Raw genomic sequence first — 13,951 nt, 5'->3', positions numbered from 1 at the left:
AGTTCGTCGCCACGACGTTGCATGGTCGGCGGGACTTGCTGGGTGACTCAAAGAGCCAAAAACGCAACTATCATCGAAGTCGCTCGCCGGGCTGGAGTGAGCTCTGCCACGGCTGGGCGTGTGCTTGGTGACTACGGGTACAGCAGCCCTGAGGTCCAGGAGAAGGTGCGCGCCGCGGCATCTGCGCTGGGTTATCGGCCCAATCGCCTGGCCAAAGGTCTGATCACCGGTAAGACCCAGACTATCGGCGTTGTCGTAGGCGACATCGAAAGCCCATTTTATGCAAGCGTGCTGCGCGGAATAGGGGACGTCGCGCGCCGTGGCGGCTTCGGGGTTATCGTTACGAATAGTGACGAAAATGCCGAACTCGAGCGAGAGGCGGTGCAGCTGCTGTTGGAAAAGCAGGTCGATGGTTTAGTCGTCTCATCGACCTTCTTGGACAAGCCGGATCATCTTCGTGACGCAGTCGCGGCCGGCTGTCCCGTCGTGCAGTTCGACCGCATCGTGGCGGGCATGGAAACCGATTCGGTCGTGGTCGATAACGTTTCTGTAACGCGTAGCAGCATAGCGGCGATCATCGCCGCCGGACACAGCCGCATCGGAATATTGGCGGAACTGGGGCCGGACCAACGCGATGATGTTGGTTCCTTTGTGACAAACGCTGATCTCTCCAGCTCCGACGTTCGCTACCATCATCCAAGCTGGCAACGGTTGTTGGGTTATCTCGAAGCCCATCGCGCTGCGGGCATTTCGCCGGATCCACAGTTGATCCGCCGCGTGGCGGTCTATTCCAGCGAGGCAGCCCGAAAGGAGGCACTCGATCTGCTGACAATGCGCAATGCGCCGTCCGCCCTGTTTACCGCCGACGGTGTGATGTCGACAGGCGTTCTGGAGGCGACATCCGCACTGAAGCTTGCGATTCCGGGAGAGGTTTCGCTGCTTTGCTTCGACGATCTCGACTGGATGCAGTTCGTGGCCCAAGGTATCACAGCCATCGCGCAGCCGGCGCATCTGATCGGGGCGACGGCAGCCGAGCTTCTCTTGAAGAGGCTGGCTGGCGACACCGCACCGTTTGAACACCGTGTCCTCGCGGCTCGCCTGGTGAACCGTAATTCGATTGCGGTTCATCTCAACCGCAACGCCCCTGATCCGGCTGCGACGGTGTAGCTGGAGCCGAATTGCCGCGCCTCTTTGTGTCGAGGTCGTCCCATGCAACGGCTGAATGATAGCTCAAGCGTATTGCTGGGTAGGACTTTCGTCGCTTGCGATGCCCAGCGTGAGCTGCGCCAGAAATCGGGCGAGCCCATCCGGGTCCCGAAACCTAATCACTTGCGGTCGCAGTAGTATGGCTTGGTCGTTGAACGCAAAGGCTGCCCGATTTCGTTCCGCGATGGGTACAATTATAGATCAAGCAAAATGTCGCCTTGTGGGCGGCTGCAGCACGCCAGGATGTAGCCTGCCGATTTATCCTCCAAGGTCAGTCCGCCTAGGTCATCCATGACGACTTCGCCAGACAGCTTGGCGATCCGGCACGTACCGCAAACTCCCTGCTGGCAAGCGGTTGGGACATAGACGCCACATTGGCGCGCCGCTTCCAGCAGGGTCTCTCCGGGCGCGCAATGATATGCAAGGCCGGAGCGGGCGAAGCGGACCGAAGACGAAACCTTTGAATCCGATAGCGAACGCGAAATGTTGCCGCCCCCGAAGCTCTCCTCATGATACTGTGAAGGGGCGAGCCCGATTGCATCGAGGCAGCTGCGTGCAGCCTTCATGTAGGATTCCGGCCCACAGGCAAAAATCGTGCGGCTATGGAGATCGGGAACCAAGGTCAGGAGCATCTCACTGTTAATTCGCCCGGTTGGACCCGTCCAGGCCGGGTCTCCATGACTGCAAATGCAAGTCACATGAACATTGGGAAAGCGAGCGGCAAGTGCGTCCAGTTCGAGCCGAAAAATGATGTCGTCCGGCGTTCTCGCACTATGAATGAAGTGGATATCCTGGTTTGCTGCGCGGTCGGTAAATGCCCGCAGCATTGACATGACGGGAGTTATCCCGCTGCCACCTGAAAGGAAGAGGGACTTTGCATGCGGCAGATCGTCGAGATTGAACGAGCCGAGCGGCCCTTCGATCTCGATCCCATCGCCCGGCTTCAAATTGTCATGGAGCCAATTCGAAACGAGCCCGCCCGGCGTCCGTTTCACAGTGATCTGCAGGTCGAGCGGTCGCGTCGGCGGTGATGAAACAGAGTAGGAGCGCGTCACTGCGGCCCCCTCGATCCTCAGGTGCACCACAACATATTGGCCAGCGCTGAAGCAGAACATCCGATCTGAAGCGGGTGTGAGAACGAATGTTTTCACATCGTGCGTCTCGTCGATCACGCGCCGGCAGAGCACAAGCTGCGGCGTGGGCTGTGCCCACTGCCGGTGAAGCTTTGTTGGGGCGAAGCCGGGGGCTCCTAAGGCCGCGTGTGCGTTCATTATTCAACTCGGGTTTGAAGTCGAGCCAAGATGCCACTTCAAAACCCGCTGAACAGCCGCGCAATCCTACCTTTATGATCGGTAATTTCGATTAAACTTCCAGGGACATTACAGCCACCTGGAGAGCTCGGATGCCCTTGCGAATAATGGGTTCGTGTTTGCGGCGCGCAAGGATCGCGGTGTGGACTGTCTGGTGCAGCGTCGGCGCTCCCTCGACGAGGAACGATGGGAGCTCGGCCGTGAACCGGCGCGCATCGTCGCTGCGCATGTAGCAGGTGCCGCCCGTTCGTCGCAGCATGATCTCCGCCAGAGTTTCCGATCCCGTCGAAAGCCGACAGATCGCAAGCTCGGCCAGCAGCTCTGCGTGCGTCTTTTCCAGCACCGCGGTGTAGCCTGGGCGAATGTAGGTTTCAGGGTCGACATCAGACAGCGTTCTGGCAGCCGTCGAAACCATCACATATTCCTCGACCATCAGATGCTCGTAGGCGATCTCAGGCAGGTAGCGAGGCGCATAAAGCACGGCAATATCGAGATTTCCCATGCTTAGGTCGCTGACCATCTGGTTCGAATAGTCCGACTCGACATGGATCGAGGATTTTGGAAGCGCCTGGCACAGTGTCTCGACCCATCCCGGCAGGACCGAACGGGTCATCCCCACCTGTGCGGCGATGCGCAACGTGCCCTCGAAACGGTTGAACGCTCGCACATCGTGTCGAGCTTGCGACCACGTCGACAGCAAGGATCTGGCATAGGCTTCGAACCGCCGCCCGGCGGCTGTCGGCTCAGCGCCGGCGCGCCCGCGCAGAAAGAGCTCGGACCCGATCGCGCTCTCCAGATTCTTGATGCGGGTGCTGATCGTCGACTGGGTCAACCCCAGCCGGTCGGCGGTACGATTGAAATTTCGCGACTCGATGATGTCGAGAAAGGTTTCGATGTGATCTAGCTGCACATGACCTCCGATCGAAAAAGTCGATCATATTGCGCAGGATCATAAGCTTGATCAAACAATACTCAAGGCGGAAGCTGCACGCGGTGAAATCGGCCGGCAGATCGTCCAGGCTGAAGCTACGGAGCTGAGCAACGTGTTCATAGTCGACTGCGATTGTCACAATTACTGGTCGAGCGCGACTGTATTGGAGCCTTACCTTTCCGGCCTATGGAAGGACATGTTCGTTGAAGGCGAGAAGACAGGTCCCGTTGGCGCCTTCCCGCATGGCCATCGTCCCTGGTTTCATCCGCAGGACTTCTCACGCAAGGACGTCCGTCCGAAAACAGAAGCCGACAACTATCTCATCATGAAGGAAAAACACCTCGACAAGTACAAGGTCGATGTAGCGATCCTGACCGGCGATGAGCCGATCGAGGCTTCCACCCTCGCCAATCCCTATTATGCCAGCGCCCTCGTCAGCGCCTACAATGACTATCAGATCGACCAATGGCTGCCGAAGGACGATCGCTTCATGGGCTCGATCATCGTCGCGCCACAGGATCCGAAGCTCGCGGCCGCCGAGATACGCCGTCTGGGCAATCACCCGCGCATGGTTCAGGTTCTCGCTTCGCAAGGCTCCGTCAAGCCCTATGGCGATCCGTTTTACCATCCAATTTATGAGGCTTGCGCCGAGGTGGGGCTGCCCTTTGCCATTCATCTGGGCGGCCATGGTGGCGTGAATTCGACCGCGATTGCTCCGGCCCCGACGACATTTTTCTGGGAGACCCATGCCATCCTGCACATGTCGGCCCTTTCGCATGTCGCAAGCATGATTGCGCATGGCGTCTTCGAAAAATGGCCGGACCTCTACTTCGTGGTCATCGAATGCGGCGTCGCCTGGGTGCCATCGGTATTGTGGCGCCTGGACGCCGACTACAAAGCCCTACGCAAAGAGACGCCATGGCTGAAAATGCTGCCGTCCGAATATTGCCGGCGAAATATCCGCTTTTCCACGCAGCCGCTGGAGCAGCCCGCAAATATTCAGCATCTCTGGTCCACTCTCGAGGCGATGGACGGCGAAAATACGCTGATGTTTGCCTCCGACTATCCGCATTGGGACTATGACGATGCCAACACGCTGCAAATCCCTCCTGCCTGGAAGAGCAAGATCATGGGGCTGAATGCGCTGGAGGTTTACAAGCGCATCCCGCGCGCGCAAGCGGCGAATGCTGCCTGAGGAAGCAGACGATGCCCGAGAAGACATACATCTGTAGAGTCGACGAGATCGAAACCGGATCTCCCTTCATCGCCAAGATCCGCAGCCTTTCGGTCGGCGTTTTTCGCATCGGAGATTCATTCCACGCGCTGCTGAATGTTTGTCCGCACCGCGGCGCTCCCCTTTGCGAGGGGCCGCAATGTGGAACAACTGCACCGGTCGAAGAGGCGCAGTTCATCTATCACCGCCAAAACGAGATCGTGCGCTGCGCCTGGCATGGCTGGGAATTTGACATCAAATCAGGCGCGGCCCTGGTCGATCCGTCCGTTCGCGCGCGCACATTTCCAGTAACGGTCGAGGCGGGCAGCATCTATGTGACGGCCTGATTGAGGTACGGATTCGAAGAGTAGCAGAAATGATGATCGCGGCTAACGGGCAGATTTCTTAACAGGGTGCGTGACGAACAATAACGCGGAAAATCCGCAATGGGAGAGTCAAATGTCAGAATCTGGATACAAGCTTGCTATCGCTCAAAGCCTGATCGGTCGCGGCAAGATTTCCCGTCGCGATTTCATTCATCTTGGGCTGGCCGCTGGGCTGACGGTCACCGCTGCGGATAAGCTCTTCGTCAGCACGGCCCGCGCCGAACCGCTGCAGGGCGGCTTCGCCAAGCTCGGAATGGCACATGGCGCGACGACGGATTCGATCGATCCGGCCGGCTACCCGGACACCTTCACACAGACAGCGTTCTCGGGCTCGATGTCCAACAGCCTCACCGAGGTCGACGCCAAAGGCAACGTCCAACCGGACCTTGCCGAGAGCTTTGAATCGTCCGATGGCGCCAAAACCTGGGTCTTCAAGCTTCGCAAGGGCGCAACCTTCCACAACGGCAAGAATGTGACGGCGGACGATGTCGTGACTTCGCTTCGCTATCATATGGGCGACGAAACTAAGTCGGCGGCGAAGCCGCTGCTTGAGCCCGTCGCAAGCATTAAGGCGGATGGCCCTGAAACGGTTGTCTTCACGCTGAAAAGCGGCAACGCCGACTTCCCCTACATCATGAGTGACTACCATCTGGTCATCATGCCGGCCAAGGACGGCAAGGCGGATTGGGGATCAGGCGTTCGCACCGGTGCTTTCGTGCTCGAGAATTTCCAGCCCGGCGTTTCGGCCAAGCTCAAGCGCAATCCGAACTACTTCAAAAACGGCAAGCCCTATCTCGACGAGGTGGAGTTCATCGCCATTACCGATCTCGCCGCTCGCATGGCCGCGTTATCGACAGGGGAGGTAGACTATATCGGCCGCGCCGACCTCAAGACCCTCGGCATGTTGAAACGCAACCCCAAGGTGGAGATCGTCGAGGTCACCGGCTATGGCCATTATACGTTGCCGATGAATGTCACGATGGCGCCGTTCGACAATGCGGACGTCCGAATGGCCTTGAAATGGGCGATCAACCGTCAGGAGATCGTCGACAAGATCTTTCTCGGTCACGCCACCGTGGCCAATGACAACCCGATCGCGCCGGCGATTAAATTCGCCACCAATCCGCAGCCGCAGCACAGTTTCGATCCGGCGAAAGCCAAGCATTATCTGAAAAAGGCCGGGATGGAAAAACTGAAAGTGGACCTCTCGGTTGCGGATGCCGCTTTTGCAGGCGCTGTGGACGCGGCTGCGCTCATCCGCGAGACGGCCGCCCAGTGCAGCATCGACGTAAACGTCGTGCGCGAGGCCGAGGACGCCTATTGGGACAATGTCTGGCTCAAGAAACCTTGGTGCGCTTCCTATTGGAGCGGTCGCGCGACGGCCGACTGGATGTTCACGCAAGCCTTCGCCGCCGATTCCAGCTGGAACGAGTCGTTCTGGAAAAATCCCCGCTTCAACGAGTTGCTTGTCCAGGCGCGCGCCGAGACGGATGAGGCCAAGCGGGCGGCAATGTATGCCGAGATGCAGCAACTGACGCATGATGATGGCGGCAGCATCGTGCTGGTCTTCAACAACTTCGTCAGCGCCAAATCCAATAAGCTCGCACATGGCGAAGTGGCGCCGAACTGGGAGAACGACGGACTGAAGATGGCCGAACGCTGGTGGATCGCCACTGCGTGAGAGAGCGGGCCGGACCCGCGATGGCTACTGGGCTTCGGCTTGCAGCCGCGTGCCCTGCCGGCAGGGCAGCGACGGCAACGGGAAACGCGAGCAAATGAACCCGGTCGCAAGAACGGTTCTGCAGCGCCTTGGCCTCGGCATGGTCACGCTGTTCATCGTCTCCATCATTATCTTCTCTGCGATTGCAATGCTGCCGGGCGACTTCGCCAAGGCGATGCTCGGACAATCCGCGACACCCGAAACGGTCGCCGCCTTCCAGCGAGAAATTGGCATCGACCGTCCGCCTGTCGAGCGTTATTTCGTCTGGGTCGGGCAGATGCTCCACGGGGATTTCGGCTCTTCGTTCGCAAGCCGCACCGGATATCGGCGCACCGTCGCCGAGATCATCGCGCCGCGCCTTTACAATACGATGTTCCTCGCATCGATGACCGCGCTGATCGCAGTTCCGCTCGCCTTGGGACTGGGCATCCTCGCTGCGCTCCACCGCAATGGCTGGTTCGACCGGGTGGTCAACGCAGTGACGCTGACAACCATTTCGTTCCCGGAGTTCTTCGTCGCCTATATGCTTGCCTACCTGGTCATCTCGCGCGACACATTCATCGGCTCCGAGTTCGCACAATCCCTGCCGCACTGGCTTGCAGTGTCACTGAACTGGATACTTAACGCAGTTCCCAAGTTCCCGACATTGTCGAACGTGAACGACCAGACGCCGTTCTGGGATCAGGTCTGGAGAGTAGCCTTGCCGGCGACCACGCTTACGCTCGTCATCGTCGCACACATGATGCGCATGACACGAGCGGCGATCATCAACATGCTTGCAAGCCCCTATATCGACATGGCGCGTCTCAAGGGAGTCTCGCCGATGGCCATCGTACTCAGGCATGCCTTGCCCAACGCATGGGCTCCGATCGTCACGGTGGTGGCCTTCAATCTTGCTTATCTCGTCGTCGGAGTGGTCGTCGTCGAAGTGGTGTTCGTCTATCCCGGCATCGGTCAGCTGATGGTCGACGCGGTCAAATCAAGGGATGTTCCGGTTGTCCAGGCTTGCGCCTTGATTTTCGCGGCGACCTATATCCTCCTTAATCTGACCGCCGACATCATTTCCATCGCCACCAATCCCAGGCTCTTGCATCCACGATGACCAGCTACGAACCCATCGCGCAGGTTCACAGGCTGAGGCGCTCGCGCGCCACCCGGGCCAAAACGGCGCTGAGGAAGGCACCCTTCAGTGCCTGGTTCGGCATCCTCGTGATCATTGGCTATGTCGTCGTTGCGGTCTTCGCGCACTGGATCGCCCCATACGGCGAAACACAGGTCTTCAGCGAGGCCTTCGCACCGTGGAGCAAGCAGTTCAAATTGGGAACCGACCAGCTCGGCCGCGATATGCTCACACGCTTGATTTACGGTGCGCGCAACACCATCGGTATAGCCGTCGCGACTACATTGCTGTCCTTCGCAGTCGGCGTCTCGCTAGGCCTTCTTGCCGCGTTGTATAGAGGATGGCTCGACCAGATACTGTCGCGTGCGGTGGACGTCTTGATGTCGATCCCAAGCCTTATCTTCGCCCTGGTGCTGCTTTCGATCTTCGGCTCGTCGATCACAAGCCTGATAATCATCATTGCGCTGCTCGATTCTACCCGTGTCTTTCGGCTCGCACGCGCCGTCGGGCTTAACGTGGCGGTAATGGACTATGTCGAAGTGGCGCGATTGCGCGGCGAAGGCCCGAAATGGATCATCGCCAAGGAAATCCTTCCCAACGTGATGCCGCCGCTGGTCGCGGAGTTCGGCTTGCGATTTTGCTTCGTATTCCTCACGATCGCGGCACTGTCCTTCCTGGGGGTCGGTATTCAGCCACCGACCGCCGATTGGGGATCGATGGTGCGCGAGAATGCGACCCTGATCACCTACGGCGACGTCACGCCGCTGCTGCCGGCCGGCGCGATTGCCCTCCTCACGGTCTCTGTGAATTTCGTCGTGGACTGGTTCCTGAATGCAACAAGCGGGTTGCGGGATGAAAAATAGCGCTCCCGGATTGCGCGAAAAAGGCAAGGATCTGCTTCAGATCCGCAATCTGCATGTGGAGGGCTTCTCGGACGAGCGGTGGTATCCCATTGTCCGCGGGGTCGATCTGGCGCTGAAGCGGGGGGACGTTCTTGGCCTGATCGGCGAGTCAGGCGCCGGCAAATCCACCATTGGCCTCGCGGCGATGGGTTACGCCAAGCCGGGCTGCCGTATTACACAGGGCTCGATCCTGTTCGACGGGATCAATCTTCTGGCACTAAGCGAAACAGGGCGGCGTCGCCTCAGAGGCTCCCGTATCGCCTATGTCGCGCAAAGCGCGGCGGCCTCTTTCAATCCGGCCCATCGACTCCTCGATCAGACTGTCGAAACCGTGGTGGCGCATGGGATTGCCAGCCGAGAGAAAGCGAACCGGAGTGCGGTCGATCTTTATCGGCGTCTTCAGCTTCCAGATCCGGAGACCATTGGCTTTCGCTATCCTCACCAGGTTTCCGGCGGACAATTGCAACGGGCGATGACCGCGATGGCGATGGCTTGCCGTCCGGACCTCATCGTCTTCGACGAGCCAACGACGGCGCTCGATGTGACAACGCAGGTCGAAGTTCTCGCCTCCATTCGCAACATCGTGGAGGAGTTCAACACCGCTGCAATCTATGTGACGCATGATCTGGCGGTGGTGGCGCAAATGGCGGACCGCATCATGGTTTTGCGCCATGGACTAACCGTGGAGGAGGCAGAAACGCGCCAGATGCTCGCCTCGCCCACCCAGGAATATACCAAGACGCTCTGGGCCGTGCGCAAGCTCGCCAAGCCCGAAGTTCCGGCCGATGAATATTTGCTTACGATAGACAACGTCACCGCGGCCTACGGCCGGGCGGTTAAGGTGCTCCAGGATGTCTCGATCAAAGTTCCACGCGGAAGAACAGTGGCTGTGGTCGGCGAGTCCGGTTCCGGGAAATCGACGCTCGCTCGCGTCGTTACCGGCCTGCTGCCCCCGCTTTCGGGGTCGATTTCCTTTGCCGGCCAGGCCCTTTCCAAGACCGTGAAGTTGCGCCCAAAAGAGATCCTGCGACGCATACAGATGATTTATCAAATGCCCGACAACGCCCTAAATCCGCGCCAGACAGTCGAAGAAGTTATAGCTCGTCCGCTTGAATTCTACCTTGGCCTCAAGGGTGCACAACGGGATCGGCGGATCGGCGAACTCATGCACATGGTCGAGATGAGCGAAACTTACCTGGATCGTCTGCCGGCCGAACTGTCGGGAGGCCAGAAGCAGCGCGTTTGCATCGCCCGGGCGTTGGCCGCCGATCCGGAGCTGATAATCTGCGACGAAATCACGTCCGCGCTCGACCAGATTGTGCAAGAGGAAATCCTGAAGCTCTTGATCCGGCTTCAGCGCGAGCTCGGCATGACCTACATTTTCATCACCCATGACATTGCCACCGTGCGGGCGATCGCCGACGAAATTGTGGTCATGCACCAGGGTAAAGTCGTTGAGCAGGGATTAAAGAGCGAAATTCTCACGCCGCCGCATGCCCCCTATACCGAACGGCTTCTGTCCTCCGTGCCGGAAATGGATCCGGATTGGCTCACAAGGCTGCTCGCCAGCCGGACGATATGATCGTCGGGCAGAGTGTTCTTCCATATCGCCACGGTTTACGGTCTCGCGGAAGGCGCTCGGCGAGACCGCGCTCGGTCGCAAACGGACAGCGCGCGTCGCCCCGTCCATACGAGGATAGGCGCCCTTTGCCGTCACTCGGTTTTCTGAGAGCATGATGGAGTACGCGCAATCCGGGAGCCGATACTCTATGCCAACAGAAATCGATGCTAGTGTAGCGCGCCGGTGGTTTGCCGAAGACCTGCGTGTCGCATCACCTGTCTTGCACAATCCTGCGGTCATCGAGGCCTTTGCAAGGGTTCCGCGCGAACACTACCTTGGCGACGGGCCATGGCGTATCCATTCGAGACTGCAAATCGGGGCGGTCCATACCAGCCCTTCAGCCGCGCTTCATGAGATCTACCACGACGTTCTGGTCTTGCTTGACGAAAAACGCGGACTGAACAGCGGCTTGCCGTCGCTTTGGGCATTGGTTTTCGACCATCTGAACATCACTCCCGGCCAGACCGTCCTTCAGGTGGGCGCCGGTGTCGGCTATTTCACCGCCATCCTCGCTGAACTGACGGGTTCTGAAGGACGCGTGATTGCATATGAGATCGACGAAGAACTAGCTCGTCGCGCGCAAGGCAATCTTGCTCATTATGCGCACGTCGAAGTGACGTGCGGTGATGCAACGCAGGCAATTGATCTGCCAGACCTCGATGTCGTGATCGCCTTTGCCGGAGTGACGCACGTGCCGGAACGGTGGCTTTCAAATTTGTCCGACGCTGGCCGGATGGCATTGCCGTTCACGGGTGAAGACCGACGAGGTTTCATGATGCTTCTGGAAAGGGCTGGCGATACGTTTCCCGTACGATCACTTGTGCCATGCGGATTTTACCCCTGCAGCGGAGCCAGGCGCAGTGACGAAGAAAAGGCCTTGATGGTCGCCCTCAAGGCTGCGCGAGGCAAGGTCACCCGTCTCGCGCAATATCACCGAGGGCGACCGAAAAATGGCATCGAGAACGCTTGGTTGGTGACCGACACATACTGGATTTCGAAAGCCTAGAGATCGATGTCGCTTTTGCGTGTCACCGTCGTAGCGTGCGGCACGGCTTTCCACGAGCGATCCATGCCGGCGGGAGCAGTCCGAAACATCATTATTGCGTCCGAAATTTCCCCGATCCGCGCGTGGGGATTGCAGCCGCGGTCCTGGCCGGCTGCAGCGCAGCCTTCTTCTTATGCGAAGACGGACTGGAACTATACTGCGCAGCATGATCAGCCGTCGAGGCGTCTCCGACCAGCGCCGCAAGGTCAGTCTCATCGAGCGTCTCGGTCTCGAGCAGCCTGCGTGCCGCCCTTTCCAGCACGTCGCGCCGCTCGGTGAGCAGGCTGACGGTTCGTTCGAACGCGGCCTCCACAATGTCGCGCACTTCCGCGTCGATGGCATCGGCGGCGGCTTCGCCGTAATCGTGCTCGCGCGGTCCGCCGGCGAGCGGGTTGGGGCTCAGGAAGGAGCGTGGGTCCTTTTCCAACGCCACGTGCCCGAGTTTTGCCGACATGCCGTAACGCGTCACCATGGCGCGCGCTATGTCGGTTACCTTGGCGAGATCATCGGCGGCTCCGGTGGACAGATGGCCGAATACGATCCATTCGGCCGCCCTGCCGCCGAGCAGCACTGCCATTTTGTTGTCCAGCTCCTCGCGTGTCATCAGGAAGCGATCCTCGGTCGGACGCTGGATAGTGTAGCCGAGCGCGCCGACGCCGCGTGGTATGATCGACACCTTGTGCACCGGGTCGACGCCAGGCAGGGCCATGGCTACCAGCGCATGACCCATTTCATGGTAGGCGACGATCTCGCGCTCCTTCGGGTTCAGGAGCCGGTTGCGTTTCTCCAGTCCCGCGACGATGCGCTCCACCGCATTGTTGAAATCTCCCATCATTACCGCATCCGCCTTGCGGCGCGTGGCGAGCAACGTCGCCTCGTTCACGAGATTGGCCAGGTCAGCACCGGTGAAACCGGGCGTCAGCGCCGCCACTTTTTCCGCGTCGACATCCGTCGCCAGCTTGGCCTTGCTCATGTGAACCTGCAGGATCTTGATGCGACCCTGCTTGTCGGGCCGGTCGACCAATACCTGGCGGTCGAAACGGCCGGCGCGCAGAAGTGCCGGATCAAGGATCTCAGGACGGTTCGTCGCGGCCAGCAGCACGACGCCGATCTGTGGATCGAAACCGTCGAGTTCGACCAGAAGCTGGTTGAGCGTCTGCTCCTTTTCGTCGTGGCCGCCGACCATGGTCCCGCGGGCGCGGCCAAGAGCGTCGAGCTCGTCGATGAATATGATTGCGGGAGCCTTGGACCGCGCCTGCTCGAAAAGATCGCGCACGCGCGCGGCCCCGACCCCCACGAACATCTCGACGAACTCCGAACCGGAGATCGAGAAGAACGGGACCTTGGCTTCGCCGGCGACGGCCTTGGCGAGCAGAGTCTTGCCCGTGCCCGGCGGTCCGACCAGCAGCACGCCTTTGGGCATGCGGCCTCCGAGGCGGCCGTATTCGCCCGGGTTCTTGAGAAAATCCACAATCTCCTGCAGCTCGGCCTTGGCTTCATCGACCCCCGCCACATCGTCGAACGTCACGCCGGTATTGGCTTCGACATAGACCCTGGCCTTGCTCCTGCCAATTTGCATCAAACCTCCGACGCCGCCGTCCATGCGTCTTAGAAGCAGCATCCACAGGCCAAAGAAGACGAGCACCGGCACAACCCAGGAAAGCAGGTCGCTCAGGAAGGTGCTTTCGACCTGGCCGGTCACAGTGACACCGTGCTCCTGCAGGTCACGGGCGAGGTTCGGCTCGACGCGTGTGGTGATGAATAGCGGCCTGCCATCTTGCGGCTCCTTGAAGCGGCCCTGGATGAAGCGGTCCGAAACCTGCACCTCGGCGATTTTGCCGGCGTTCAGCAAGGTCTCGAACTGGCTGTATGGTATCTCGGCGACGTGCTGCGTCGTGGCATAGATATACTGGACGACCATCACGCCCACGAACGCCGCGACCCAGTACCAGATATTGAACCGCGTCTTTCTGTTGCTCATGTCCATGGCGGCCTCCACAGGGAACCGGATATAGGTCGCCAAGCCCGCGCGGCATCGGTGCAGGCCAGGTACGGCGCAAAAAAGTGGGAAGCCCAGACCAGCCGGCGACGATACTGGGTCTGCATTGTCCTTTCCTGCGCGGCATGCCCGGCATGCCGTTTTCCTCCGCCGGATAGACCCCCTTCAAAACGTCGTTGAAATCATGGCTGACGGCCGCATTGCACTCGCAGGCAAGCACCTGCGACACGGCGGCGGTCGCTGCTCTGCAGCAATGCCAACATCCAGACAACATCTGCGCCGGCATGCGGCCGCTTTTCCGCATCGCAAGGGTTCAACACTCAGGCGAGAGCCGGACCTATGGAACCCTACATGAATGGACGCGGAGAGAACGCGCCAGTCCTCGCCCCCCCGCGCGGTTAAAGGCCGGGGGGGGGGGGGGGCGGGAAAAAGCGGGGGGGGGGGGTAAACCAAATGGGAGGGCCGGGGGGGTTTAAAACGGGGCGCGCCGAACTTTGT

The 13,951-nt window shown here is 59.7% G+C and carries 11 protein-coding genes; 8 read left to right on the top strand and 3 right to left on the bottom strand.

Annotated elements, in window-relative coordinates:
- The first annotated feature begins 21 nt into the window (after positions 1–21).
- Entirely contained in the window at positions 22–1,167 is a 1,146-nt protein-coding gene (locus NKH60_RS27610; protein WP_352874101.1) for a LacI family DNA-binding transcriptional regulator, read from the top strand.
- 233 nt (positions 1,168–1,400) lie between these two features.
- On the opposite strand, the gene NKH60_RS27605 is transcribed toward NKH60_RS27610, so the two are convergent.
- A complete protein-coding gene (locus NKH60_RS27605; RefSeq protein WP_352874099.1) occupies positions 1,401–2,477 on the bottom strand; it encodes an FAD-binding oxidoreductase in 1,077 nt (358 codons plus the stop codon).
- A gap of 91 nt (positions 2,478–2,568) precedes the next feature.
- Positions 2,569–3,426 carry a LysR family transcriptional regulator gene (locus NKH60_RS27600; RefSeq protein ID WP_352874097.1) on the bottom strand — a complete coding sequence of 286 codons (858 nt, stop codon included), beginning with the start codon at positions 3,424–3,426 and terminating at the stop codon, positions 2,569–2,571.
- A gap of 133 nt (positions 3,427–3,559) precedes the next feature.
- Here NKH60_RS27600 and NKH60_RS27595 point away from each other — a divergent pair, with 133 nt between their 5' ends.
- The 7 genes from NKH60_RS27595 to NKH60_RS27565 all read left to right on the top strand — a co-directional run bounded on the left by NKH60_RS27595 (position 3,560) and on the right by NKH60_RS27565 (position 11,415).
- Positions 3,560–4,642, top strand: coding sequence for an amidohydrolase family protein (locus NKH60_RS27595; protein ID WP_352874095.1), 1,083 nt, complete (start codon positions 3,560–3,562; stop codon positions 4,640–4,642).
- An 11-nt stretch (positions 4,643–4,653) separates the two neighbouring features.
- Positions 4,654–5,007 carry a Rieske (2Fe-2S) protein gene (locus tag NKH60_RS27590; RefSeq protein ID WP_352503722.1) on the top strand — a complete coding sequence of 118 codons (354 nt, stop codon included), beginning with the start codon at positions 4,654–4,656 and terminating at the stop codon, positions 5,005–5,007.
- 112 nt (positions 5,008–5,119) lie between these two features.
- Positions 5,120–6,727: an ABC transporter substrate-binding protein gene (locus NKH60_RS27585; RefSeq protein ID WP_352874093.1), complete on the top strand. Its 1,608-nt coding sequence runs from the start codon at positions 5,120–5,122 to the stop codon at positions 6,725–6,727.
- A 94-nt stretch (positions 6,728–6,821) separates the two neighbouring features.
- Positions 6,822–7,868 carry an ABC transporter permease gene (locus NKH60_RS27580; RefSeq protein ID WP_352874091.1) on the top strand — a complete coding sequence of 349 codons (1,047 nt, stop codon included), beginning with the start codon at positions 6,822–6,824 and terminating at the stop codon, positions 7,866–7,868.
- On the top strand, positions 7,865–8,749 hold the full coding sequence (locus NKH60_RS27575) for an ABC transporter permease (protein ID WP_352874089.1): 885 nt from the start codon (positions 7,865–7,867) through the stop codon (positions 8,747–8,749). The genes NKH60_RS27580 and NKH60_RS27575 overlap by 4 nt, the downstream gene beginning before the upstream one ends.
- Positions 8,739–10,370: an ABC transporter ATP-binding protein gene (locus NKH60_RS27570; RefSeq protein WP_352503726.1), complete on the top strand. Its 1,632-nt coding sequence runs from the start codon at positions 8,739–8,741 to the stop codon at positions 10,368–10,370. The genes NKH60_RS27575 and NKH60_RS27570 overlap by 11 nt, the downstream gene beginning before the upstream one ends.
- A gap of 187 nt (positions 10,371–10,557) precedes the next feature.
- Positions 10,558–11,415, top strand: coding sequence for a protein-L-isoaspartate O-methyltransferase family protein (locus NKH60_RS27565; RefSeq protein WP_352503727.1), 858 nt, complete (start codon positions 10,558–10,560; stop codon positions 11,413–11,415).
- Positions 11,416–11,506: 91 nt separating this feature from the next.
- On the opposite strand, the gene ftsH is transcribed toward NKH60_RS27565, so the two are convergent.
- Positions 11,507–13,441 carry an ATP-dependent zinc metalloprotease FtsH gene (ftsH, locus tag NKH60_RS27560; RefSeq protein WP_352874086.1) on the bottom strand — a complete coding sequence of 645 codons (1,935 nt, stop codon included), beginning with the start codon at positions 13,439–13,441 and terminating at the stop codon, positions 11,507–11,509.
- Positions 13,442–13,951: the final 510 nt, after the last annotated feature.

Source organism: Mesorhizobium sp. M1006 (assembly GCF_040318825.1).
In the GTDB taxonomy this organism is placed as follows: domain Bacteria; phylum Pseudomonadota; class Alphaproteobacteria; order Rhizobiales; family Rhizobiaceae; genus Mesorhizobium.
This window is presented reverse-complemented; position numbering and strand designations above follow the sequence as displayed.